Raw genomic sequence first — 20,332 nt, forward strand, 5'->3', positions numbered from 1 at the left:
AACTGACGTGTACTTTTTCTAATTTTCCCCGGGCAGTATGCCTGAACCGAACTTACAGAAGGTGGTAACGAAGTTGGCTATCTATAAAACATTCACTGACAAAGCTTCGGCCGCCGAAATCGCAGCGGCGATCAAGAGTGCTCCCGCCGGTTCGGAAATCCATCTGGCAGCGGGGAACTACACCTTCGACAGCAAGGTGCAGATCGCCCGAAGCGACATCACCATCCTTGGCGCCGGTGTCGGCAAGACCAACATAACCGTCGATGCGAAAGGCGCAAGCAATGCGACGGCCTTCGACATACAGGGCGGCAAGGTCGTCGAGCTCAATGCCAAGCTGATGGCGACGACGGTCAAGGGCGCCACGACGGAGCTCAAGCTGTCGAGCGTGGCGGGTATCACCAAGGGAACCATTCTCCAGCTGCAGCAGGAAAACGATCGGGACTGGCTTAAAGCCACGGGCAACACCCATCTTCTGAACAAGGACATGGATCCGCTGCGCGAGATGCTGGCGGAAGTGATCGACGTCGATACCGCGAAGGGTACGGTGACCCTGGCCAGCAAGACGCCTTATAACTTCGAGGCCGGAAAGACGACTGTCAGCACCGTGAACGTCGTCAAGAACATTGAGCTCGGCGGGTTCTCGATCAAGACCAACCTGGGGGATGCCGGCAGTTTCGACTTCACCAACAAGTACACCAAGTACAACAATGTCTCGACGGTCGAGGTCACACGTGCCACGGACGTCGAGTTGCACGACATAGATGTGAAGGATAACGCCTCGCACGGCTTTTCCTTCAGTTCGGTCTACGACATCACCGGCGACAAGCTCACGACTGCCGGCGCCCACAACAAGGGGGGTGAAGGCAACGGCTACGCATTCTTTTTCAAGCATGCCTTCAACAACAAGTTTACCAACCTGACCGACACGGATATGCGCCATTCGGTGCTGTTCGGTTCGTTCAGCGCCGAACATTACAACTGGATCGGCGTTGCCTACACCAATCGCGATATCAACTTCCACGGCAGCCCCGATGACGGCAATACGGTTTATGTTGATCGCTCCGTCTTGAGCTACAGCAGCCAGTATGCCCATGGCGGTGTTGCGCCCGGAAACCGGAAGATCCATCCCAATCCGACGATCGACGCCAATGACGTGAAGTTCATTTACTTCAGGGGGAGTTCGGCCCAGGACAACATTCGCGGTGCCGATGACGGGAGCGATCTCGCCGGCTATGCCGGCAGGGATGAGCTAACCGGTGGCAAGGGCAACGACCGCCTGTCCGGTGGTGCCGACCGAGATACGCTCCGGGGCAATGCCGGCGCCGATACGTTCGTCTTCGCCCGTTCGTTCGACACGGACACGATCCGGGACTTCGCGAAGTCCGAAAAAGACACGATCGACCTTTCCGGCACCGGCATCACGAACCTGTCTGACCTGGCGCGGCGCCAGGTCGGCTCGGATACGGTGATCGCGCTCGGTGGCGGCGACGAACTCGTGCTGAAGGGCGTCAAAGTCGGCAGTCTGGGCAGCAGCCAGTTCACCTTCAGCAAGGCACTGAGCAAAGGTGTCACCATTACGATGACCGGCCAGGAGCGCGGTGCCACCGGAACGAACAGAAACGACGTCATCAAGGTCGGGCCCGGCTCTCTCGCTGACGACAAGCTTCACATCGTCGGCGGTGCCGGGACCGATGCGCTCCAGGTGATCAAGGGCAGTGGCATCGACCTGCGCCTGCTGGGGCGGCTTGACAGTGTCGAGGTGATCGACATGACGAAGACGCCGTCGGCTGGCACGCTCACCTTGAACAAGAAGATCGCCATGCAGGGCGACAGGGACTACCTGACCGTCAAGATCGACAGTACCGGCACCAAACTGAAGACGACCGACATCAAGGACTGGGACCTCGTTCGCATCGTCGGCTCGGGGCAGGTCAAGCTTGATAAGAGCGGCGCCTATCTGAGTGCCGACAGCGGTACGAAGCTCAACGTTGTCGGCGGCAAGGGCGCCGATCATGTCAAGGGCGGCTCCTCCAAGGACAAGATCCTGGGCGGCAGCGGCAATGACGTCCTTCAGGGCGGTTCCGGCAACGACAAGATCGAGGGCGGTTCCGGCAACGACCGCATCACCGGCGGCAAGGGGGCGGATATCCTCACCGGCAATTCGGGCGCCGACCGTTTCATCTTCACCTCGGCAAAGGATTCCACCTCGAGCGCACGCGACACGATCACCGACTTCTGGCGATCACAGAAGGACAAGATCGATGTCTCCGCCATCGATGCGCGTGCGGACAAGGCAGGCAACCAGAGCTTCAAGTTCATCGGTGAAAAGGCCTTCAACGGCACGGACGGTCAGTTGCGTGCAAAGAAGTCCGGTGACGGCATCATGATTTCCGGCGACATCAACGGAGACAAGAAGGCGGACTTCTCGATCTTCGTCGACCAGATCGTCACGTTCAAGGAATCGGACTTTATTCTCTAGAGTTTGTCAGGGAAAAGTGGAATCCGGTTTTCCCGAAAAGACAAACGATAACAAAGAAAGCGAGAGTCTGTCAGCTTCGGTATGAAGCTGACAGACTCTCGCCCGCGGCTTTCCCGACCTGACGAAGGGCGTGTCCACAGGACGCGCCCTTCGTGCTTTGTGGACACAGGATTGGCTTTGGCCGGGTGCCGGCTGGTAGGCCGGAATGTGCCGGGGAGGCAAGATCCGGTGTGGCTGGACAATGTTTGATAAGGTGGAAAATGGCGGCGCCAACTCTGCGGGGCGTCCCTGTATGCTGAATTGGTGACGGATGTTCGCGGTCATGGCGCGAACATCCGCCCAGGGCGTCCTGCCCGGTCTCGAACGCCTCAATCCGCGTTGAGGATTTCCTCCGGCAACGGCGTGCCGTGGTACTTCTGATAGATTTCGTTCAGCTTGCCGTTCTTCAAGTTCGCTGCTACCCACTCATTGACCTTGGCGAGCAGTTCCGGTTCGTTCTTGCGAACGCCGATCGCCAGGTCGAGGACGCGGATGGTGACCTTCGGTTCGAACGCCAGGGTGGGGTTCTTGTCATGGACCTGCTTGACCAGCGTGGCGGACGTCGCGATGGCCTTGGCCTGCCCCGAGACGGCGGCGGTGACCATGGTCGCATCGTCGTCGTAGCGTGCGACGGTGAAGCCATGCTCGTCTGCCAGCTTCGTCAATTCGCTATCCTGCGTGGTGCCGCGCGTGACGGTGATGGTCTGGCCCTTGAGGTCCGCCCAATCCTTGATCGGCGAGGCTGCAGGTGCTGCGATGACGGACTGCAGACCGGCATAGGCCTTCGAGAAATCGATCACCTGGGCACGTTCCGGCGTGACCGAGAGCGTCGAGATGACGATGTCGGCCTTGTTGGTCTGCAGGTTGGGAATGCGGGTTGCCCCGGTCGTCTGGATGAACTCCACTTCGACGCCCCAATCCTTGGCGAGAAGCTGCGCGGTCTCGACATCCGAACCGACCGGCTTGAGGTTCGCGTCCAGCATTCCGGACGGCGGGATTGCGAGATCGGTGGATACCCTGATCTTCTTTGCCGCGATGATGTCGGCGTAGGTGTCGGCCAGGGCAGGGACTGCCTGGGCCGTCAGCATCGCTCCCACGACGCCGAACGCGAAAAGTTTCTTCAGCATTTCATTCTCCTCCGTTGGTGTGAATTCAAAGGTCGTGACTCAGGAAATCTCTCAGTTCCGCCGTCTGCGGCGTGCTGAGGATCGCGGCATCGCCCTCCTCGTGCACGAGGCCGCGATGCATGAAGATCACGCGATCGGCGACCTTTCGCGCGAAGTTCATCTCGTGGGTCACCATGATCATCGTCATGCCGCTCTCGGCGAGCTTCTCGATGACACGCAGGACCTCGCCGGTAAGCTTGGGGTCGAGCGCCGATGTGACCTCGTCGAACAGCATCACCTTCGGCTCCATGGCCAGCGATCGCGCGATTGCGGCGCGCTGCTGCTGTCCGCCGGACAACTGCTCGGGATAGTGGTCCGCCTTGTCGCCGAGGCCGACGCGCTCGAGCGCCGCACGCGCGAGGTCGCAAGCCTGGTTTTTCGGCAGCTTCTTCACGGATCGGGGAGCAAGGGTGATGTTCTCCTCGATGGTCAGGTGCGGAAACAGATTGTAGCTCTGGAAGACGATGCCGACGTCCAGGCGCAATTTGCGCAGGTTGAGCTGCGGGTCATGGACCTTGTGATCGGCCACGACGATCTCGCCGCTGTCGATGACCTCCAGCCGATCGACGCAGCGAAGGGCCGTGCTCTTGCCCGAGCCGCTGGCGCCGATCAGTGCTGCGACCTCGCCCTTTTCGACGTTGAATGTCACGCCCTGCAGCACGTTGACCGCGCCGAAGCTCTTCTTCACCTGATTTAGTGCGATCATTGCCATGATCAGCCTCCCGGAAAAATTGCGCAGCGTCAGATCGCTGGCTTGACCATCGCCCGCCTTCTCGGCCCCATGCGCTCGAGCCGCTGACTGAATGCCGACAGCGGGAAGCATAGGCAGAAGTAAAGTGCGGCGACGATGAGGTAGATGAGGAAGGGCTCGAAGATCGAATTGTTGATGAGTTGCCCGGCGCGCGTCAGCTCCACGAAGCCGACGACGGAGGCAAGCGACGTGTTCTTGACGATCTGCACGCTGAAACCGACCGTCGGCGGCGTCGCGATCCGGATCGCCTGCGGCAGGATCACCTTGAACATCCGCTGGGGCCTGGACAGTGCCAGGCACTCGGCGGCCTCCCATTGCGCCTTCGGGACGGATTCCAGGCAGCCGCGCCAGATCTCGCCGAGATAGGCGCTGACATAGATAGTCAGCGAGATTCCGGCGGCAAACAGCGGCGTGATGGAGAAGCCCAGCGTCGGCAGGCCGAAATAGATGATGAACATGATGACCAGGAGTGGCGTGCCCTGGATGAGCTGGACATAGGCGGCCGTGATCATGCGCACGGCGCGTGACGCTGTGATCCTTCCGAGAGCGACGAGGAAGCCGACGATACCGCCGCCGACGAAGGCCATTGCGGTGAGGACGAGCGTCCAGACCACGCCGTTGAGCAGGAAGAGCAGGTGGTTGTGATTGAATGCGGTCATCATCGGGCCTCCCTCACAAAGGCGTGCCGAGCCGGCGACGGCGCGGGAACATGGCCATGCCGAGCGCCCAGAAGAGAGCGCGCATGACGAGCGACAGGAAGAGATAGATGACGGCGATGACGATGTAGGTCTCGAAGGGCCGGTAGGTCTCCGACTGGATGAAATTGCCCGCTGCCGTCAGTTCCTCGGCGGAGATCTGCGAGGTCACCGAAGAGGCGAGCATCAGCAGGATGAACTGGCTTGTCAGGGCGGGGTAGACCCGCTCCATCGCCGGCCTGAGGCCGACATGCCAGTAGAGCTGGACCGGCGACAGGCCCAGGCATTCCCCGGCCTCCCATTGGCCCTTCTGGATCGAGTCGAAACCGGCGCGCATGATCTCGGCGGTGTAGGCCCCGACATTGACCGTCAATGCGAGCGCGGCCACGAAGATGGCGCCGAACGAAAAGCCCAGGCTGGACAGACCGAAGTAGATGACGAAGATCTGCACCAGGAACGGCGTGTTGCGGACGCTTTCCACATAGGTTGCGGCAATTGCCCGCAAGGTCGGGCTGCCGGAACGGCGTGCGATGGCGCATGCCGTTCCGATGACGAAGCCGGTCAATGTCGTGATCAGCGCCAACTGGGCCGTCAGCGCCATGCCGTCGACCAGCATCTGCCAGCGAAGGAGAACGACGGAGAAGTCGAAGGTCATCGGTGACCTGCCGCGACCGCGGTGCCGCGCGAGGCTGCCTGGCCGGTCATGCGATCATAGACGCGAAACAGCGCCTGGTTGCCGTTCGAACCTTCACCATGTGCGCGTGCCTCGACATATTGCGAGGTGACGAGCGAGGTCGCCGGCAGTGGCACGTCGTTCTGCCCCGCCATCTCCAGGACCAGCCGAAGGTCCTTCAGCATCAGATCGATGCGGAAGCCCGCACTGGCATCGCCGTCGATCATCGCCGGGCCGAGCTTGTCGAGCATCCAGGACGATGCCGAACCACCAAGCAGCACGTCGCGCATCTGCGCCAGGTCGACCCCGCTGGCGCGACCAAGCGCGAGCGCTTCGCAAATTGCCTGGATGTTGACGGCGCAGACGAGTTGGTTGCAAAGCTTGACCGTCTGGCCGGCGCCCGGAGCGCCGACATGGGTGATCGTCGTACCCATGACCTTGAGCACCGCCTCGGCGCGCTCGAAGGCGGAACGCTCGCCGCCGACCATGATCGAAAGCGCTGCGTTCCTGGCGCCGACCGGCCCGCCGGAGACGGGCCCGTCGAGCATCGAGATCGACTTCTCCGCAAGAGAGGCAGCCATGGCACGCGTCGCCTCCGGTGAAATCGTGCTCATGTCGATGAAGATCCCGCCTGAGGGCATATGTGCGAGCACGCCGTCGCGATAGACCACATCCTCGACCTGCGGGGTATTCGGCAGCATGGAGATGGTGATCTCGGCATCGGCGACGGCTTCCGCGACACTTGTCGATGCGATGCCGCCGCTTTTGGACAAGCTGCCGACCGCCTCGGGCGAAATGTCGAAGATCCGCACCCGATACCCTGCTGCGATCAGATGACCGGCCATCTCGCGGCCCATGACGCCGAGGCCGACGAATGCCAGCTTCGGCAAATTGCTTACGGTCATGTCTATCCTCCCGAACACGTCAGTGCGGCGCCTTACTGCGCCCTCTCCAGAGCGGAGAGCTTTTCGACCCGGCGCACGAAGTCTTCATTGCGATCGAATTCGGCGTCGAGATATGCGACCACCAGGTCGCGGGCGAGCCAGGGGCCGACGATCTTGGCGCCGATGCACATGACGTTGACGTCGTCGTGTTCGACGCTCTGGTGGGCCGAATGCACGTCGTGGCAGACGGCAGCACGAATGCCGTTGATCTTGTTGGCGGCGATCGCTGCGCCGACGCCGGTGCCGCATACGAGGATGCCGCGGTCGGCGACACCGTCACGGACCTTCTGGCAGAGCAGTCCGGCAATGTCCGGGAAGTCGACGGGCTCGGGCGTGAAGCTGCCGATGTCCTCGACCGTGTGACCGAGTTCCTTGAGCACGGCAATGACGTCCGCCTTCAGCGGAAAGCCCGCATGATCGCTGCCGATAACAATATTCATGAGAATTTTCCCTGTTGAATGAATGGAGAACTAGTTCGAAATGCCCGTGCCGACGGAAATGTCGTGAAGGCTGGCCCGACGCCTGAAGTCGGCGCCGATCTCGAAATGCTGGTGGAGCAGGTCATCGGCCCGCACCCGGTCGCGGGCGGCCAGGGCTTCGAGGATCATGCGGTGATGGTCGATCAGGAACTCTTCGATGCCGTCGACCCGGATGATCTTTTCCCGGCGTTCGAGATGAGAGCGCATCATCAATTGCGAAATCGAAGCGTAGATCGTCACCAGCGTCGGCGAATGCGAGGCGCTGACGATCGCTTCGTGGAACTGGAAATCGGCCACGCCGCCCAGTTCCGGATTGTCGATCGTCTCGACAATGCGTCCGAGCGCGTTGGCGACGTTTGCGAAATCCTGTTCGGTCGCGCGCTGGCAGGCGAGACGCACCGCATGATGCTCGATCGCTTTCCTCGCCTCCATGATGTCTCCGGTCACATTCGAACCGTGGGCGAGCATGAAGCTGAAGATATCCCCGAGGGCGGTGGCATCCGGTCGCCGAACGATCGTGCCGACGCCGTGCCTGATCTCGACGGCGCCGATCATGGACAGTGCGCGCAGGGCCTCCCGCAGGACGGGACGGCTGACGTTCAGTTGAGCCGCCAGCTCACGCTCGGGCAGCAGACAATCCCCTGCCTTCAGATCCCCTGACAGCAATTGGTCCCGCAGAAAAGCTGCGACCCGGTTGTGGGCTCCGGCTTCCTGTGGTTCGCGGCGAATGGTTTTTTTGACTGTCATCTTCTGTCCATACCGTGGTATGACCACTAAACTATCCACGGTCGGGACACTGTCAAGCTGCAAGTTGAAGTTTCTTGTAAGCTATTGCTATATCCCGATTTTTTTACCAGAAAACGCCCGCGGCATGCGCCGACGGGTGCTCAAGTAGAGGGTAAGCGGCTTCATGATCACCGTTCTCGGCTCCATCAACATGGATCTCGTCGCCACCACGGAACGCCACCCCCGTCCGGGGGAAACCGTCGCCGGGCGGACGTTCGAAACGTCGGCGGGAGGGAAGGGGGCCAATCAGGCGTTGGCGGCCAAGTTGTCCGGCAGCAACGTGCGGATGGTCGGTGCTGTCGGAAACGACGGCTTCGCAGCCGATGCGCTGAGCATGCTTCGCAGGGCTTCGGTCGATCTTGCCGCAGTGAGGACCGTGTCGGCCGTGACGGGGATCGCAGTCGTCCTGGTCGATGCCGCAGGAGAGAACATGATCACGATCGTGGCGGGGGCGAATGATGCTGTCGACGAGAGAATGGCTGATGAGGCCATCGCGGCCATGACGGCCGGCGACAAACTGATGCTGCAGATGGAGGTCCCGGCCGACACAGTCGCACGCGCCATGAAGGCTGCGCGCGAAAAGAATATCGTGACGATCTTCAATACCGCGCCGTTCACGGCGGACGTTCCGCGCCTGGCTGCGTTGGCCGACATCGTGGTGTGCAACGAAACCGAGTTCGAACTGCTCGTGGGATCAAGGATCCATGACATGGGCCAGCGCCGCGATGCTCTGTTGCGCTTGCACGAAGATTGCGGCCAAACCGTCGTTCTGACGATGGGGGCCGACGGCGCGATCGCTATCCACGATGGCGCGATCATCCAGGCCAGGAGCCTCGATATCGAGCCTGTGGACACGGTCGGTGCCGGCGACACGTTCTGCGGCTATCTCGCCGGCAGCCTCGAACAGGGCCTCGACCTCAAATCGGCGCTGCGGCGCGCGGCCGTCGCGGGTTCACTCGCCTGCCTTGCCAAGGGCGCCCAGCCGGCCGTTCCCGACGCAGGCAGAGTCGATGGGTTGGAGGGATCCGCATAGTCTCCGGGCGGCGCCTGCGCGGGACTTCGGAGCCGACCTTGATGACGGCATGTCGCCGCCCAATGGCGGCCTCCTGCTTTGATCTCCGGATCCTTCGGCAGGTGATGGGCTCGTCTTCACGGCGAGCCCTGATTCCTGCAGTCCCTGCTCATTCCACCGACTTGATCGTCAGCCGATGCATCTGGCCGTCCCGTCCGCTCCAGTTGATCGCCTGGCCCGGCGCCATTCCGATGAGTGCGACCCCGATGGGCGTCAGGACGCTGACCATGGAGCGTTCTATGTCGGCCTTGCCGGGATAGCACAGAGTGACCGTGCGGCTTTGACCGCTTTCCGTCTCGTATGTGACCGTCGAGCCCATCGCGACCGCGGTGGTCGGGAGCTGGTCGTCCGACACGATCGAAGCCCGCTCCAGTTCGGCCTGCAGGTCGTCCGCAACGTCAAGGTCGCGGCCTGGCGCTGCCAGAGCCAGCGACGTCAAACGTGAATGTTCGCTCGCGCGCAGGACGATATGCGGCCTGTCCTGATCGGTGTGTCTCGTTTCCATGGTTCAAGCCCTTCTGCCCGGTCCTTCAGGACCACGCACCAGTGAGGTGGATCAAATTGTCGGTAGTGGTCGCGCAGAACGGGAGAAGTGAGAAAGTTCAGTCCCCGGATTCAGGTGCGCGACAGCAGTCAAGGACCCGGGCTAGTGTCCTTCGATGGAACACTCTCGGCGGAGAAGACAGCAATGTCGATCCAGAGGCTTCAACATGGCGGGGATGATGCCATGCAAAAGAAGGAAGTCAAGGCGTCGGGGCGGGTATCATGGGGCATCCCTGTGCGGTCCTTCGTCACGGTGCCGGAAAATCCTATTCCCTTATTCGATCCCACCGGTTATTGCGCGCCCGCGCGGGTCGCGTTGAGGCGAGCCGGTAATAGGAGAAACATTGTGAATGTCGATGAGAAACTGGAACCAATTCTAACGGAAGTCTTCAGGCGTAACGGCGGTGAACTCGAATTTCACCAGGCGGTGCGCGAGGTGCTCGAAAGTGTCGGGCGCGTCATAGCCAAGCATCCCCGTTACGCCGAAAACGCCCTCATAGAGAGGATCTGTGAGCCGGAGCGCCAGATCATCTTTCGAGTGCCGTGGGTTGATGATGCCGGACAGGTCCAGATCAACCGCGGTTTCCGGGTTCAGTTCAATTCGGCGCTCGGCCCCTACAAGGGAGGCATCCGGTTCCATCCGTCGGTGAATGTCGGCATCATCAAGTTCCTTGGTTTCGAGCAGACCTTCAAGAACGCGTTGACAGGCATGCCGATTGGCGGCGGCAAGGGCGGTTCGGACTTCAACCCGCGGGGCCGCTCGGACGGCGAGATCATGCGGTTCTGCCAGTCCTTCATGACCGAGCTTCATCGGCATCTGGGTGAATATACGGACGTTCCCGCGGGCGACATCGGGGTCGGAGGCCGGGAGATCGGCTACATGTTCGGCCAGTACAAACGCCTTACCAACCGTTATGAAGCCGGCGTCCTCACGGGGAAGGCGCTTTTCCATGGCGGATCGCGTGCCCGAAAAGAGGCGACCGGCTTTGGCGCGACCTATTTTGTTCAGCGGATGCTCGGAACCAGGGGGCAGGACTTCGAAGGAAAACGGGTAGCCGTCTCCGGCTCCGGCAACGTCGCGATCTACACCATGGAAAAAGTCTCCGAATTCGGAGGCCGGATCATCGCGTGTTCCGACTCGAATGGCTACGTGGTCGACGAGGACGGCATTGACCTTCAGCTGGTCAAGGAGATCAAGGAAGTCCGGCGCGAGCGGATCAGCGAATACGCGAAGCTCAAGGGAGCGAAGGCGCGCTACATCGAAGGCGGCTCCATTTGGGATGTTCCATGCGACGTCGCGATGCCGTCCGCGACCCAGAATGAACTCACCGGAAAGGATGCGCGCGCCCTGGTGAAGAACGGCGTCGTGGCTGTGGGCGAGGGGGCGAACATGCCCTCCACGCCCGAGGCCGTCCGCATCTTTCAGGACGCCGGCATCCTCTTCGCACCGGGCAAGGCTGCCAATGCGGGAGGGGTCGCGACCTCGGCGCTGGAGATGCAGCAAAACGCCTCGCGCGACAGCTGGACCTTCGAGCAGACCGAGGCGCGTCTCGCAACCATCATGGAAGCGATCCACGATCGTTGTGCCGAGACGGCCGAGGAGTATGGCGCGCCGGGGGACTACGTCCTTGGGGCCAACATCGCAGGCTTCGTGCGGGTGGCCGAAGCCATGGATGCCCTCGGCGTGATCTGAGGGCAGGCGCTCAGGGCGCATTCGTCAACGGTGCTGCAGGTGCGCTCGCACCTGCAGCACCGGGGTCACGGTGATCGGGCGTTCTCTGGCGGTCATGCAACGAAAGCCTCGGGAAACGTCACACCATCAGGCGGGTATCGGGATTCCGCGCTTCTCCTGAGATCAGCCAATGGGTGGTCAGGGCGGCCATCCAACATGCGGAATGGCGGAGAGATTGCGGGCGGCCGAGAAGATCGAGACGAACCACAAGACATTTTTCCTGTTGCTCTCCTGAAGAGAGAAGAGGCATGTCTGAGTCATTGGAAAAATGGCGCACCCGAAGAGATTCGAACTCCTGACCCCCAGATTCGTAGTCTGGTGCTCTATCCAGCTGAGCTACGGGTGCGTTTTCAGCGGTGGGCGTGTTGCCCGGCTGCGAGCGATCTCCTACTGGGTCCGTCGCGCTAATGCAAGCGCCTTCTGCGAAAAAAGTTCAAATCCCCTGAGTCAATTCCCCTGAGCCGGTGATCGCGCGAAGGGCACTGCGACAGCCGGGGCTCCAGCTTGTCGTGCACGTTTCACGTCGGTCTTGCGGCGTCGACAGGCGCAGCGCGGACGGTGAGACGGGCGCGGCCAAGCGGGACGCTGGAAAGGCGTTCAGGACGCCCTGTTGCGGAAGGCGGCCAGCGGAACGGGGCGATCCGGCAGCTCGATGCGGAACTGGGTGCCTTCCGTCGCCTTCTCCACCAGTGCGATCGTGCCGCCATGGGCGAGCACGAGTTCGCGGGCAATCGCCAGCCCGAGCCCGGTGCCCCCGGAGCGAGCCGATCCACGAAACGCGGCAAACAGGTTCTCGCGCGCCTTGGGCGGCATGCCGGGACCGGTGTCGTCGACGGTGATCGAGACGACGCTGCCCGTGCGGACCGCCGACACGGTCAGATAGCCATGGCCGCGGCCGGGATGCTGCGTCAGCGCCTCGACGGCATTGCGGCAGAGATTGTGGATCACCCGGAAGAGCTGTTCGCTGTCGGCATCCACCTCCAGCCCCGTTTCCACCTCCATGACGAAGTCGACGCCCGAGACCGGATCGATCGAGAGCATCTCGGAGACGTCTGCGACGAGCGGCGCCAGCGGCACGAAGCGGCGGCGCGGCGCCGGCTCCTGCATCCGGCCGTAGGAGAGCACGTCCGTCGTATAGCCGACGGCCCGGTCGATCGTCCTCAGAAGCTTCGGCGCGAAGCGTTTGACGACGGGATCGTCGACATCGGCGAGCCTGTCCGACATCAGCTGGGCCGAAGAGAGAATGTTGCGCATGTCGTGGTTGATCTTGGACACCGCAAGTCCGAGGTCGGCGAGGTTCTTCTGCTCCTTCAGCGTTCCCTGCAGCGCCCTCTGCATCTCCGCCAGGTGGACGGCAGCGACCGCGAGTTCGTCCTGTCCGCCGGAGGGCTTGAGGATGCGGGTCGGATCGGAAGGGTCGGCTGCGAAGTCGCGCATGTTGCCGGTCATGCTGCGGATCGGCCGGACCAGCATCCGGTTGATGGTCAGGAAGATCAGGCCGCCGGTGATCGCCGAAAGCACGGTCGTCAGCAGGAAGACCGTCCAGGCGAAGGAGAGCATCGCCTTGCGCAGCGCCTTGTCCGTCAGCACCACCTCGATCGTCGTACCGCTGTCGCCGAGCGGGCCGTAGGCGCGGATGATGCGGTCGCCGCCGAAGAACAGGGTATCCAGCGCGGCACAGATGGCCGAGATCGGCTCGACGGCCGAAAGATCGTATTGCGCGTCCACCTTCGGCGGGATGTCGGCGACGGCGACGAGGCGGGCGGCGTCGTGGCGGCGCAGCACGATCGCCTTGGTCCCGGTCGCCATCAGCGTCTCGTCCTGCAGGGCCCGGGTCAGGTCCTGCTGCGGGAAGCCGTCCGCGACGATCGCCGCCGCCGCGGCGACGTTCAGCCGGTCGCTCAGCCAGCGCACCCGCATGTTCGCGATCGACGGGGCAAAGATCAGGACTTCGGCGAGCACGATGAAGGCGACCGTCAAAAGCAGCAGACGCCCGGACAGTCCCTTCATGGCACTCGGCATCGGCACATTGCCCAGCATCGGGGCGGCTTCGTTGTCCTTCATCGCGAACTCCCGGCCATCTCGCGGGTCACAGCGGCATTTCAACACGGAATTCTTCAAGTCCTTTCAGGAGGCTCGCCACGTCCAGGCTCCCTGGTCGCCGCGCCTGCCGATTGCGGGCACCTGCCGAAAAGGTCGCCCGCGCATCGCATGGTCGCAATCATAGCGGATATGGCCTGCCTGTCCAATGGAGGAGGCTCGAGGGTGTGGTGTCTCCGCTTTGCGGAGGCAACAAAAAAGGTGGCGGAAAACGATCCGCCACCTTCAGGTCTCTCAATCGGACCCTGACCGGGGTCAGAATTCTTCCCAGCCTTCCGGGCTGGCGGCGACGGCTGCGTTGCCGCGGCTGGTGAAGGCGCGGGCCACGTTGCCGATGATCCTCCGCGCCGGCGATTCGACCGGGCGGTGGCTGGCCTGGGCGACGGCGACCTGCCCCTCGCCGGTGCGGAACCGGGAGACCAGGCTCGCCAGGCTGTCGGCCTCGGCCTTCAGCTTGTGGGTTGCAGCCGAGCTTTCCTCCACCATCGCGGCATTGTGCTGCGTCACCTGGTCCATCTGGTTGACGGCGGTCGAGACCTCCTGCAGGCCGGTGGCCTGTTCGCGGGCCGCGGTCGCGATCGAGTGGATGTGGTCGTTGATCTTCAGCACGCGGGTCTCGATGTCGGCGAGCGACGTGCCGGTGGCCTGGACATAGCGGACGCCGGTCGCGACCTCCTCGCTCGACTTGTTGATGAGCCCCTTGATGTCCTTGGCAGCGCTTGCGGCGCGCTGCGCCAGTTCGCGCACTTCCTGGGCGACCACGGCAAAGCCCTTGCCCGCATCACCCGCACGCGCCGCCTCGACGCCGGCGTTCAGCGCCAGCAGGTTGGTCTGGAAGGCGATCTCGTCGATCACGTTGATGATCTGTGTGATCTCGTTGGATGCCTGCTCGATACGGCCCATGGCGTCGACCGCGTTGCGCACCACCTCGCCGGACTGCTTGGCGCTCTGGGTCGCCTCGCCCACCATGATGGTGGCTTCCTGTGCCCGGTCGGTCGAGTTCTTGACGGCTGCGGTGATCTCTTCCAGGGCCGCGGAGGTCTCCTCGAGCGCTGCGGCCTGCTGTTCGGTCCGCTTGGAGAGGTCGTCGGACGCGGTGCGCAACTCGCCGGAGTTGGCATTGATCGAATCGGTGGAGGCCCTGACCTCGCGCATCGCCTTCTGCAGCGTCGCCAGCGTATTGTTGACGTTGGTCTGCAGTTCGGCGAACGCGCCCTGGAAGGAGCCGCTCATCGAGCCGGTGAGGTCGCCGTCCGCCAGCGCTGCGATGACGCGGCGCGTCTCGTTGATGCCGGTGTCGACGCTGCTGACGAGTTCGTTGACGCCTGCGGCGAAACGGTTGAGGTCGTCGTTGCCGTAGTCCTTGTCGATGCGCTGCTTGAAGTCGCCTGCGGCTGCGGCATGCACGACGGTGGCGATCGAGGACTGCAGGTCGGCGCTCTTTTCGCGCAGCACCTGTTCCTGTGCGTTCAGGTCGTGCACCTCGATGGCGTTCTGGCGGAACACCGAGACGGCTGCGGCCATCTCGCCGATCTCGTCCTTGCGTCCGGCATAGGGCACTTCGGTCGAAAGGTCGCCGCCTGCGAGCTGTTTCATCGTCGCCGTGACGTTCTGGATCGGCCGGCTGATCTGGTTCGTCGCCACGTAGAAGGCGGCGCCGCCGCCGGCGGCAAGGCCGATCACCACGGTGGCCAGCACCGCTGTCAGCATCAGCATCTTGAAATCGGAAATGTCCGCCTTGATCGCGTTCAGGTCTTCGCGGTCGATCTCGACGACGGCGTCGATCTCCTGCTGGAAAGCCTTGCGGTTGGCGCGGTTGGCCTCGTTGTTGCCCTGTTCGTTGGCGGCCTGCGGCGACACTTCGGTGCCGAGGCGCGCCGTCTCCGCGCGGAACATCCGGAATTCGGCCGCGCGGGCGACGACGGCGTCGAAGCCGGCGATCTGGTCGGCGGGAACCTTCGGGCGCCAGGTGGTCAGGGTCTCGTCGATCCCGTCCAGTTCCTTGCGGATGCCGTCGGCGAATTTCTGGGCCTGCTCGGTCGTCGGCGAGGCATAGATGCCGCGGGCTTCCATCACCACGGCGGTGACCTGCCTGTTGAGGTGCTCGCCGAGGAAGGCGCGGTCGGCGGCCGTCTCGTATTCGCGCAGCTTCTGGTCGTACTGCTGGACGACCAGAAGTCCCATTGCGCCGATGAGGACGGACAGCATCCCCATCAGCCCGACGATAAGATAGATCTTCGCACGTATTTTCATGGACGGTTCCTCCGTTGCCACTGTCGAACGAATGCAGCGGCAGCCGCACCGTGTACGTGCTCCGTTTTACCCTTTAAAAGTTAATGAGAATTCTAACGAAAGCTAATGTTGCGGCGGAGTTGCCGCATTTGCCTATTGATATTCGTCAAGAAAAACAGCGGCTTCGCCTTACGTTACGTGAGGCGGGCGGGGGTCTTCGCCATCAGGAAGACAAGAAATGGCCGCGTTGTGTTAATCATTTCGGCCCAGGGTCCGGATTTTCAGCCCGGAATTGACTTTTCCCGGCCTTTCCCCTTATAAGCCGCGCACGTCCGGACGGACCGTCACTTCGGCGACGGCGAATGCGTCCGCAAACGTAACGCTCCTTGCTTAAACGCAAACCCAAGAAGGGCCGCACACCGCGGTGTTAAAATAAATGTCGAAGCGTACCTATCAGCCTTCCAAGCTTGTTCGCAAGCGTCGTCACGGCTTCCGTGCCCGTATGGCCACCAAGGGCGGTCGCGCGGTTCTTTCCGCTCGCCGTGCACGCGGTCGCAAGCGTCTTTCGGCCTAAACGCCGCGCTTGCCCGAAGCGAGAGCCGGGCAATGACCAAGAATGACGAAAAATTGACTGTCGGACGGCTGAAAAGCCGCCCGCAGTTTCTTTATGTGCGGGAGGGAGAAAAGCGCAAAGGGCCGCTGTTCCTCCTGGAGATGCGCGACCGGCACGAGCCGGACGCTCCCCCGCGCGTCGGTTTCACCGTCACCAAGAAACACGGCAATGCCGTCGAACGGAACCGGATGCGCCGGCGCCTGAGGGAAGCGGTGCGCCTGTCGGCCGGGTTTGCAATGGCGCCCGGACACGACTATGTCATCGTCGCCAGGCGCGACATTCTCCATGCGGGCTTTGCAGAACTCCAGGATCGCCTCCGCGAGCGCATCAGCAACAGGCAGAAACACAAGAGGCCGGCTCCCTCCGGCCCCGGGAAAGAATGATGGAAAACAACCGCAATTATTTCGTGGCGATTGCGCTGTCGGTGCTGATCCTGATCGCCTGGCAGTTCCTCTACGTCAATCCGAAGATCGAGCGCGACCGCTCGGTCGCCGAGATGCAGGCGGAACTGGACAAGGACAATCCGGTCACCCCGCAGGGAACGACCGCGGCATCGACGCCCGCAGCCGGCGCCGTTCCCGGTGCCGCCACGGAAAGCGGGCAGGCAGCGCCTGCCCAGAGCGCGCGCGTCCAGATCGAGACGGGCTCGCTGCTCGGGTCCATCAACCTCACCGGCGCGCGCTTCGACGACCTGAAGCTGCGCGAGTACCACGAGACCGTCGATCGCTCGAGCCCGATCATCACGCTTCTCAGCCCGGCTGAAACCGAGCACGGATATTTCGCCGAGGTCGCCTATGTCGGCAACGAGACCACCGGCCAGGTTCCCGGTCCGCAGACGGTCTGGACGCAGGAAGGCACCGGCAAGCTCACCACCACCACCCCGATTACGCTCAGCTACACCAACGACAAGAACGTCCGCTTCGTCCGCACGATCTCCGTCGACGAGCACTACATGTTCCAGGTCACCGACCAGATCGAGAATGCCACAGGCGCGCCGCTGTCGCTCTCCAGCTACGGCCGCATCACCCGCTTCACCAAGCCGACGACGCCGAGCATCTATGTCCTGCACGAGGGCTTCATCGGCTATCTCGGCGAGCTTGGACTGCACGAAGTCAGCTATTCCGATACCGAGGAGGAGACGACCGTTGCGCCCGGCAGGGCGACGAGCGGCTGGCTCGGCATCACCGACAAGTACTGGGCGACCGCCCTGATTCCGCCGCAGGCGACCCCGTATGAAACCCGCTTCTCGCATTTCACCGACGGGCGCCCGCGCTTCCAGGCCGACTTCCGCCAGGATGCGATCACGATCGCGCCGGGGCAGACCGGCGAAGTCAAGAACATGCTGTTCGGCGGCGCCAAGGAAGTGCCTGTTATCGACGGCTACAAGACGTCGCTGTCCATCCCGCGCTTCGACCTGATGATCGATTGGGGCTGGTTCTGGTTCTTCACCAAGCCGATGTTCCAGATGCTGGACTTCTTCTTCCGCTATTTCGGCAATTTCGGCGTGGCCATCCTGATCACCACGATCGTCGTGAAGGGCGTGTTCTTCCCGCTCGCCAGCAAGCAGTACGCCTCGATGGCGAACATGAAGCGGCTCCAGCCGAAGATGGAGGAACTGAAGGCCAAGTTCGGCGACGACAAGATGGGCCTGCAGCAGGCGATGATGGCGCTCTACAAGGAGGAGAAGATCAATCCTCTGGCGGGCTGCTGGCCGATCCTGTTGCAGATCCCGGTCTTCTTCGCGCTCTACAAAGTTATCTACATCACCATCGAGATGCGCCACGCGCCGTTCTTCGGCTGGATCCAGGACCTGTCGGCCCCCGATCCGACCTCGATCTTCAACCTGTTCGGCCTCTTGCCGTTCGAGGTGCCGCACATGCTGCTCATCGGCGTCTGGCCGCTGATCATGGGTGTCACCATGTTCCTGCAGATGCGCATGAACCCGACGCCGCCGGACCCGACCCAGGCGATGATCTTCACCTGGATGCCGGTGGTCTTCACCTTCATGCTGGCAAGCTTCCCGGCCGGCCTCGTGATCTACTGGGCCTGGAACAACACGCTCTCCATCATCCAGCAGGCGATCATCATGCGCCGCCATGGCGTCAAGGTGGAACTGTTCAGCAATCTGAAGGGGCTGTTCGGCAAGAAACCGGATCCGGCGAAATAGCCGGCCTCCCCCGACACGTCTCGAAGCCCCGGTTCGCCGGGGCTTCTTCGTTCTGGCCTGTGCCCGTTGCGACGTCGCCGCGTCGCTGCCGCGTGCGCCTCTTGGCCGGCGGCCTGCCAGTATCCGCACGTCCACTCCCGCGAGCACGATCATGTCAACGTCCGAGGTTTCTCCGTCCTCCGCCAGTGCCGATGCCCGCAACCAGGGCTATGGCGCCACGCTGGTGCTCGCCGCCGCGATCGTCTGGAGCTTCGGCGGCATGCTCGCACGGCTTCTCGACATCGACGACGGCTGGACCGTCATCTTCTGGCGGTCGCTGTTCGCCGCCCTCTTCCTCCTTGCCTTCATGCTACTGCGGGACGGCGTGCGCGGCACGAGGGCGCTCTTTGCCGGCATGGGCCTGCCGGGCCTGGCCGTCGGCCTCTGCTTTGCCACCGCATCGACCTCGTTCATCCTGGCGCTGGCCTATACCACGGTGGCCAACGTGGTCCTCATCCAGGCGAGCGTTCCGCTGATCGCCGCCCTGATGTGTCGCGTCCTGTTCGGCGAGCGCATCGCAGCCGCCACCTGGGTCGCGATCGCGGCTGTCATCCTCGGCGTCGGCATCATGGTCTCCGGCTCGATCACCGGGCGCGTCTCGCCGCTCGGCGACGCGCTGGCCCTCCTGATCGCGTTCGCCTTCGCAACCGCGACCATCGTCACCCGGCGCTTCTCCCATGTCCGGATGACGCCGGCCGTGTTCACCGGCACGGCGATCGCCGGCGTCGTCGCCGCCTCGCAGGCCACGGGCTTCGCCGTCACCGCGCCGGAACTCGGCATTCTCGTCGTCTTCGGCGCCCTCAATTTCGGTCTCGGCTTGGCCCTGTTCGTCACCGGCGCAAGGCTGATCCCTTCGGCGCTCGCCGCCCTGCTCGGCACGGCCGAGACGGTGCTGGCGCCGCTCTGGGTGGCGCTCTTCCACGGCGAGGTGCCGGACGAGCGCACCGTCGCGGGCGGCGCGATCGTGCTCGCAGCGCTTCTTTGCTATCTCGGCCGGGAGATGTGGCGCCAGCGGCGAGCTGCGCTTGTCGCTTGACATTGCGGGGCAAAACCGTGAAGCCGGGCGAACAGCTCGGGAAGGCCAGACGATGACAGCGACACATTCCGGCGAGGACAAGCCGCTCTTCGGGCGTCCGTGGATCTTCATCCGCGGCGTTCCGGCGATGAAGTTCCTGCCGCCGGAAGGCCCGCCGGAGATCGCCTTCGCCGGCCGTTCGAACGTCGGCAAGTCCTCGCTGATCAATGCGCTCGTCGGCCACAAGGGCCTGGCACGCACGTCCAACACGCCGGGCCGCACCCAGGAACTGAACTATTTCGTGCCCGATGGCTATTCCGGCGCCGAAGGCGACCTGCCGCCGATGGCGCTGGTCGACATGCCCGGCTACGGCTACGCGCAGGCGCCGAAGGAACAGGTCGACGCCTGGACGAAGCTCGTCTTCGACTACCTGCGCGGCCGTTCCACGCTGAAGCGCGTCTACGTGCTGGTCGACAGCCGCCACGGCATCAAGAAGAACGACGAGGACGTCTTCGACCTTCTCGACAAGGCGGCCGTCTCCTACCAGGTCGTCCTGACCAAGACGGACAAGATCAAGGAGGCGGGGGTCCCGAGGCTCGTCGCCGAGACGACCGAAAAGATCCGCAAGCGGCCGGCAGCCTATCCGGAGGTGCTCTCGACCTCCTCGGAAAAGGGCCGCGGCCTCGACACGCTGCGCGGCGCGATCGAGACGACGATCGCGCGCTAAAGCGCAAAACTCTTGACTTGCGTCACTGGCCCGTCATCGAATGTGCCCTATGTCCTGTTGCATCGCGCGTCTTTCGCGGC

General features: G+C 63.0%; 18 protein-coding genes and 1 tRNA gene. 8 read left to right on the forward strand and 11 right to left on the reverse strand.

Annotation, left to right across the window (positions count from 1 at the left end):
• The first annotated feature begins 73 nt into the window (after positions 1-73).
• Positions 74-2,479 carry a M10 family metallopeptidase C-terminal domain-containing protein gene (locus OCK02_RS09585; RefSeq protein WP_263812858.1) on the forward strand — a complete coding sequence of 802 codons (2,406 nt, stop codon included), beginning with the start codon at positions 74-76 and terminating at the stop codon, positions 2,477-2,479.
• Between the two features lie 368 nt (positions 2,480-2,847).
• On the opposite strand, the gene OCK02_RS09590 is transcribed toward OCK02_RS09585, so the two are convergent.
• The 7 genes from OCK02_RS09590 to OCK02_RS09620 are packed head-to-tail and all read right to left on the reverse strand — an operon-like array spanning position 2,848 to position 8,036.
• Positions 2,848-3,645: a transporter substrate-binding domain-containing protein gene (locus tag OCK02_RS09590; RefSeq protein WP_263812859.1), complete on the reverse strand. Its 798-nt coding sequence runs from the start codon at positions 3,643-3,645 to the stop codon at positions 2,848-2,850.
• Between the two features lie 25 nt (positions 3,646-3,670).
• Positions 3,671-4,396 carry an amino acid ABC transporter ATP-binding protein gene (locus OCK02_RS09595; RefSeq protein ID WP_318530129.1) on the reverse strand — a complete coding sequence of 242 codons (726 nt, stop codon included), beginning with the start codon at positions 4,394-4,396 and terminating at the stop codon, positions 3,671-3,673.
• 29 nt (positions 4,397-4,425) lie between these two features.
• Complete coding sequence (locus OCK02_RS09600) at positions 4,426-5,097, reverse strand: amino acid ABC transporter permease (protein ID WP_263812860.1); 672 nt, start codon at positions 5,095-5,097, stop codon at positions 4,426-4,428.
• 10 nt (positions 5,098-5,107) lie between these two features.
• Positions 5,108-5,785, reverse strand: coding sequence for an amino acid ABC transporter permease (locus tag OCK02_RS09605; RefSeq protein ID WP_263812861.1), 678 nt, complete (start codon positions 5,783-5,785; stop codon positions 5,108-5,110).
• A complete protein-coding gene (locus OCK02_RS09610; RefSeq protein WP_263812862.1) occupies positions 5,782-6,708 on the reverse strand; it encodes an NAD(P)-dependent oxidoreductase in 927 nt (308 codons plus the stop codon). The genes OCK02_RS09605 and OCK02_RS09610 overlap by 4 nt, the downstream gene beginning before the upstream one ends.
• A gap of 32 nt (positions 6,709-6,740) precedes the next feature.
• Entirely contained in the window at positions 6,741-7,187 is a 447-nt protein-coding gene (gene rpiB, locus OCK02_RS09615; protein WP_230807759.1) for a ribose 5-phosphate isomerase B, read from the reverse strand.
• A 30-nt stretch (positions 7,188-7,217) separates the two neighbouring features.
• Complete coding sequence (locus tag OCK02_RS09620; protein WP_412178792.1) at positions 7,218-8,036, reverse strand: FadR/GntR family transcriptional regulator; 819 nt, start codon at positions 8,034-8,036, stop codon at positions 7,218-7,220.
• A gap of 100 nt (positions 8,037-8,136) precedes the next feature.
• Between OCK02_RS09620 and OCK02_RS09625 the strand changes: the two genes are divergently transcribed.
• On the forward strand, positions 8,137-9,045 hold the full coding sequence (locus tag OCK02_RS09625; protein WP_263812863.1) for a ribokinase: 909 nt from the start codon (positions 8,137-8,139) through the stop codon (positions 9,043-9,045).
• A gap of 148 nt (positions 9,046-9,193) precedes the next feature.
• Here OCK02_RS09625 and rnk read toward each other — a convergent pair whose 3' ends face one another.
• On the reverse strand, positions 9,194-9,589 hold the full coding sequence (gene rnk / locus OCK02_RS09630) for a nucleoside diphosphate kinase regulator (protein ID WP_263812864.1): 396 nt from the start codon (positions 9,587-9,589) through the stop codon (positions 9,194-9,196).
• Positions 9,590-9,973: 384 nt separating this feature from the next.
• Here rnk and gdhA point away from each other — a divergent pair, with 384 nt between their 5' ends.
• Positions 9,974-11,320 carry an NADP-specific glutamate dehydrogenase gene (gene gdhA, locus OCK02_RS09635; protein WP_263813034.1) on the forward strand — a complete coding sequence of 449 codons (1,347 nt, stop codon included), beginning with the start codon at positions 9,974-9,976 and terminating at the stop codon, positions 11,318-11,320.
• Positions 11,321-11,628: 308 nt separating this feature from the next.
• On the opposite strand, the gene OCK02_RS09640 is transcribed toward gdhA, so the two are convergent.
• The 3 genes from OCK02_RS09640 to OCK02_RS09650 all read right to left on the reverse strand — a co-directional run bounded on the left by OCK02_RS09640 (position 11,629) and on the right by OCK02_RS09650 (position 15,712).
• A tRNA-Arg gene (locus OCK02_RS09640) sits at positions 11,629-11,705 on the reverse strand.
• Between the two features lie 251 nt (positions 11,706-11,956).
• Entirely contained in the window at positions 11,957-13,423 is a 1,467-nt protein-coding gene (locus OCK02_RS09645; RefSeq protein ID WP_263812865.1) for a sensor histidine kinase, read from the reverse strand.
• 291 nt (positions 13,424-13,714) lie between these two features.
• Positions 13,715-15,712: a methyl-accepting chemotaxis protein gene (locus OCK02_RS09650; RefSeq protein ID WP_263812866.1), complete on the reverse strand. Its 1,998-nt coding sequence runs from the start codon at positions 15,710-15,712 to the stop codon at positions 13,715-13,717.
• 415 nt (positions 15,713-16,127) lie between these two features.
• Between OCK02_RS09650 and rpmH the strand changes: the two genes are divergently transcribed.
• From rpmH to yihA, 5 genes are all read left to right on the forward strand, one after another.
• Positions 16,128-16,265, forward strand: coding sequence for a 50S ribosomal protein L34 (gene rpmH / locus OCK02_RS09655; RefSeq protein WP_108001706.1), 138 nt, complete (start codon positions 16,128-16,130; stop codon positions 16,263-16,265).
• Between the two features lie 32 nt (positions 16,266-16,297).
• Positions 16,298-16,687 carry a ribonuclease P protein component gene (gene rnpA / locus OCK02_RS09660; protein WP_230808931.1) on the forward strand — a complete coding sequence of 130 codons (390 nt, stop codon included), beginning with the start codon at positions 16,298-16,300 and terminating at the stop codon, positions 16,685-16,687.
• Positions 16,687-18,471 (forward strand): membrane protein insertase YidC, encoded by a 1,785-nt coding sequence (gene yidC, locus OCK02_RS09665; protein ID WP_263812867.1) that lies wholly within the window; start codon positions 16,687-16,689, stop codon positions 18,469-18,471. Before rnpA ends, yidC begins: the two co-directional genes overlap by 1 nt.
• Positions 18,472-18,622: 151 nt before the next feature.
• Entirely contained in the window at positions 18,623-19,546 is a 924-nt protein-coding gene (locus OCK02_RS09670) for a DMT family transporter (protein ID WP_263812868.1), read from the forward strand.
• A 52-nt stretch (positions 19,547-19,598) separates the two neighbouring features.
• The gene (gene yihA, locus OCK02_RS09675) at positions 19,599-20,252 is read left to right on the forward strand and encodes a ribosome biogenesis GTP-binding protein YihA/YsxC (protein WP_263812869.1); all 654 of its coding nucleotides are present in this window, start codon (positions 19,599-19,601) and stop codon (positions 20,250-20,252) included.
• The last annotated feature ends 80 nt before the right edge of the window (positions 20,253-20,332 follow it).

It is taken from the genome of Rhizobium sp. TRM96647 (assembly GCF_025780115.1).
GTDB lineage: Bacteria > Pseudomonadota > Alphaproteobacteria > Rhizobiales > Rhizobiaceae > Mycoplana.

Bases quoted from the DNA above. Each gene is read 5' to 3' on its own strand.
- rnk (WP_263812864.1), bottom strand. From the start codon at position 9,589: ATGGAAACGAGACACACCGATCAGGACAGGCCGCATATCGTCCTGCGC.
- OCK02_RS09600 (WP_263812860.1), bottom strand. From the start codon at position 5,097: ATGATGACCGCATTCAATCACAACCACCTGCTCTTCCTGCTCAACGGC.
- OCK02_RS09625 (WP_263812863.1), top strand. From the start codon at position 8,137: ATGATCACCGTTCTCGGCTCCATCAACATGGATCTCGTCGCCACCACG.
- OCK02_RS09590 (WP_263812859.1), bottom strand. From the start codon at position 3,645: ATGCTGAAGAAACTTTTCGCGTTCGGCGTCGTGGGAGCGATGCTGACG.
- yihA (WP_263812869.1), top strand. From the start codon at position 19,599: ATGACAGCGACACATTCCGGCGAGGACAAGCCGCTCTTCGGGCGTCCG.
- yidC (WP_263812867.1), top strand. From the start codon at position 16,687: ATGGAAAACAACCGCAATTATTTCGTGGCGATTGCGCTGTCGGTGCTG.
- rpmH (WP_108001706.1), top strand. From the start codon at position 16,128: ATGTCGAAGCGTACCTATCAGCCTTCCAAGCTTGTTCGCAAGCGTCGT.
- OCK02_RS09605 (WP_263812861.1), bottom strand. From the start codon at position 5,785: ATGACCTTCGACTTCTCCGTCGTTCTCCTTCGCTGGCAGATGCTGGTC.
- OCK02_RS09645 (WP_263812865.1), bottom strand. From the start codon at position 13,423: ATGAAGGACAACGAAGCCGCCCCGATGCTGGGCAATGTGCCGATGCCG.
- rpiB (WP_230807759.1), bottom strand. From the start codon at position 7,187: ATGAATATTGTTATCGGCAGCGATCATGCGGGCTTTCCGCTGAAGGCG.
- OCK02_RS09650 (WP_263812866.1), bottom strand. From the start codon at position 15,712: ATGAAAATACGTGCGAAGATCTATCTTATCGTCGGGCTGATGGGGATG.
- OCK02_RS09610 (WP_263812862.1), bottom strand. From the start codon at position 6,708: ATGACCGTAAGCAATTTGCCGAAGCTGGCATTCGTCGGCCTCGGCGTC.
- OCK02_RS09670 (WP_263812868.1), top strand. From the start codon at position 18,623: ATGTCAACGTCCGAGGTTTCTCCGTCCTCCGCCAGTGCCGATGCCCGC.
- OCK02_RS09595 (WP_318530129.1), bottom strand. From the start codon at position 4,396: ATGGCAATGATCGCACTAAATCAGGTGAAGAAGAGCTTCGGCGCGGTC.
- rnpA (WP_230808931.1), top strand. From the start codon at position 16,298: ATGACCAAGAATGACGAAAAATTGACTGTCGGACGGCTGAAAAGCCGC.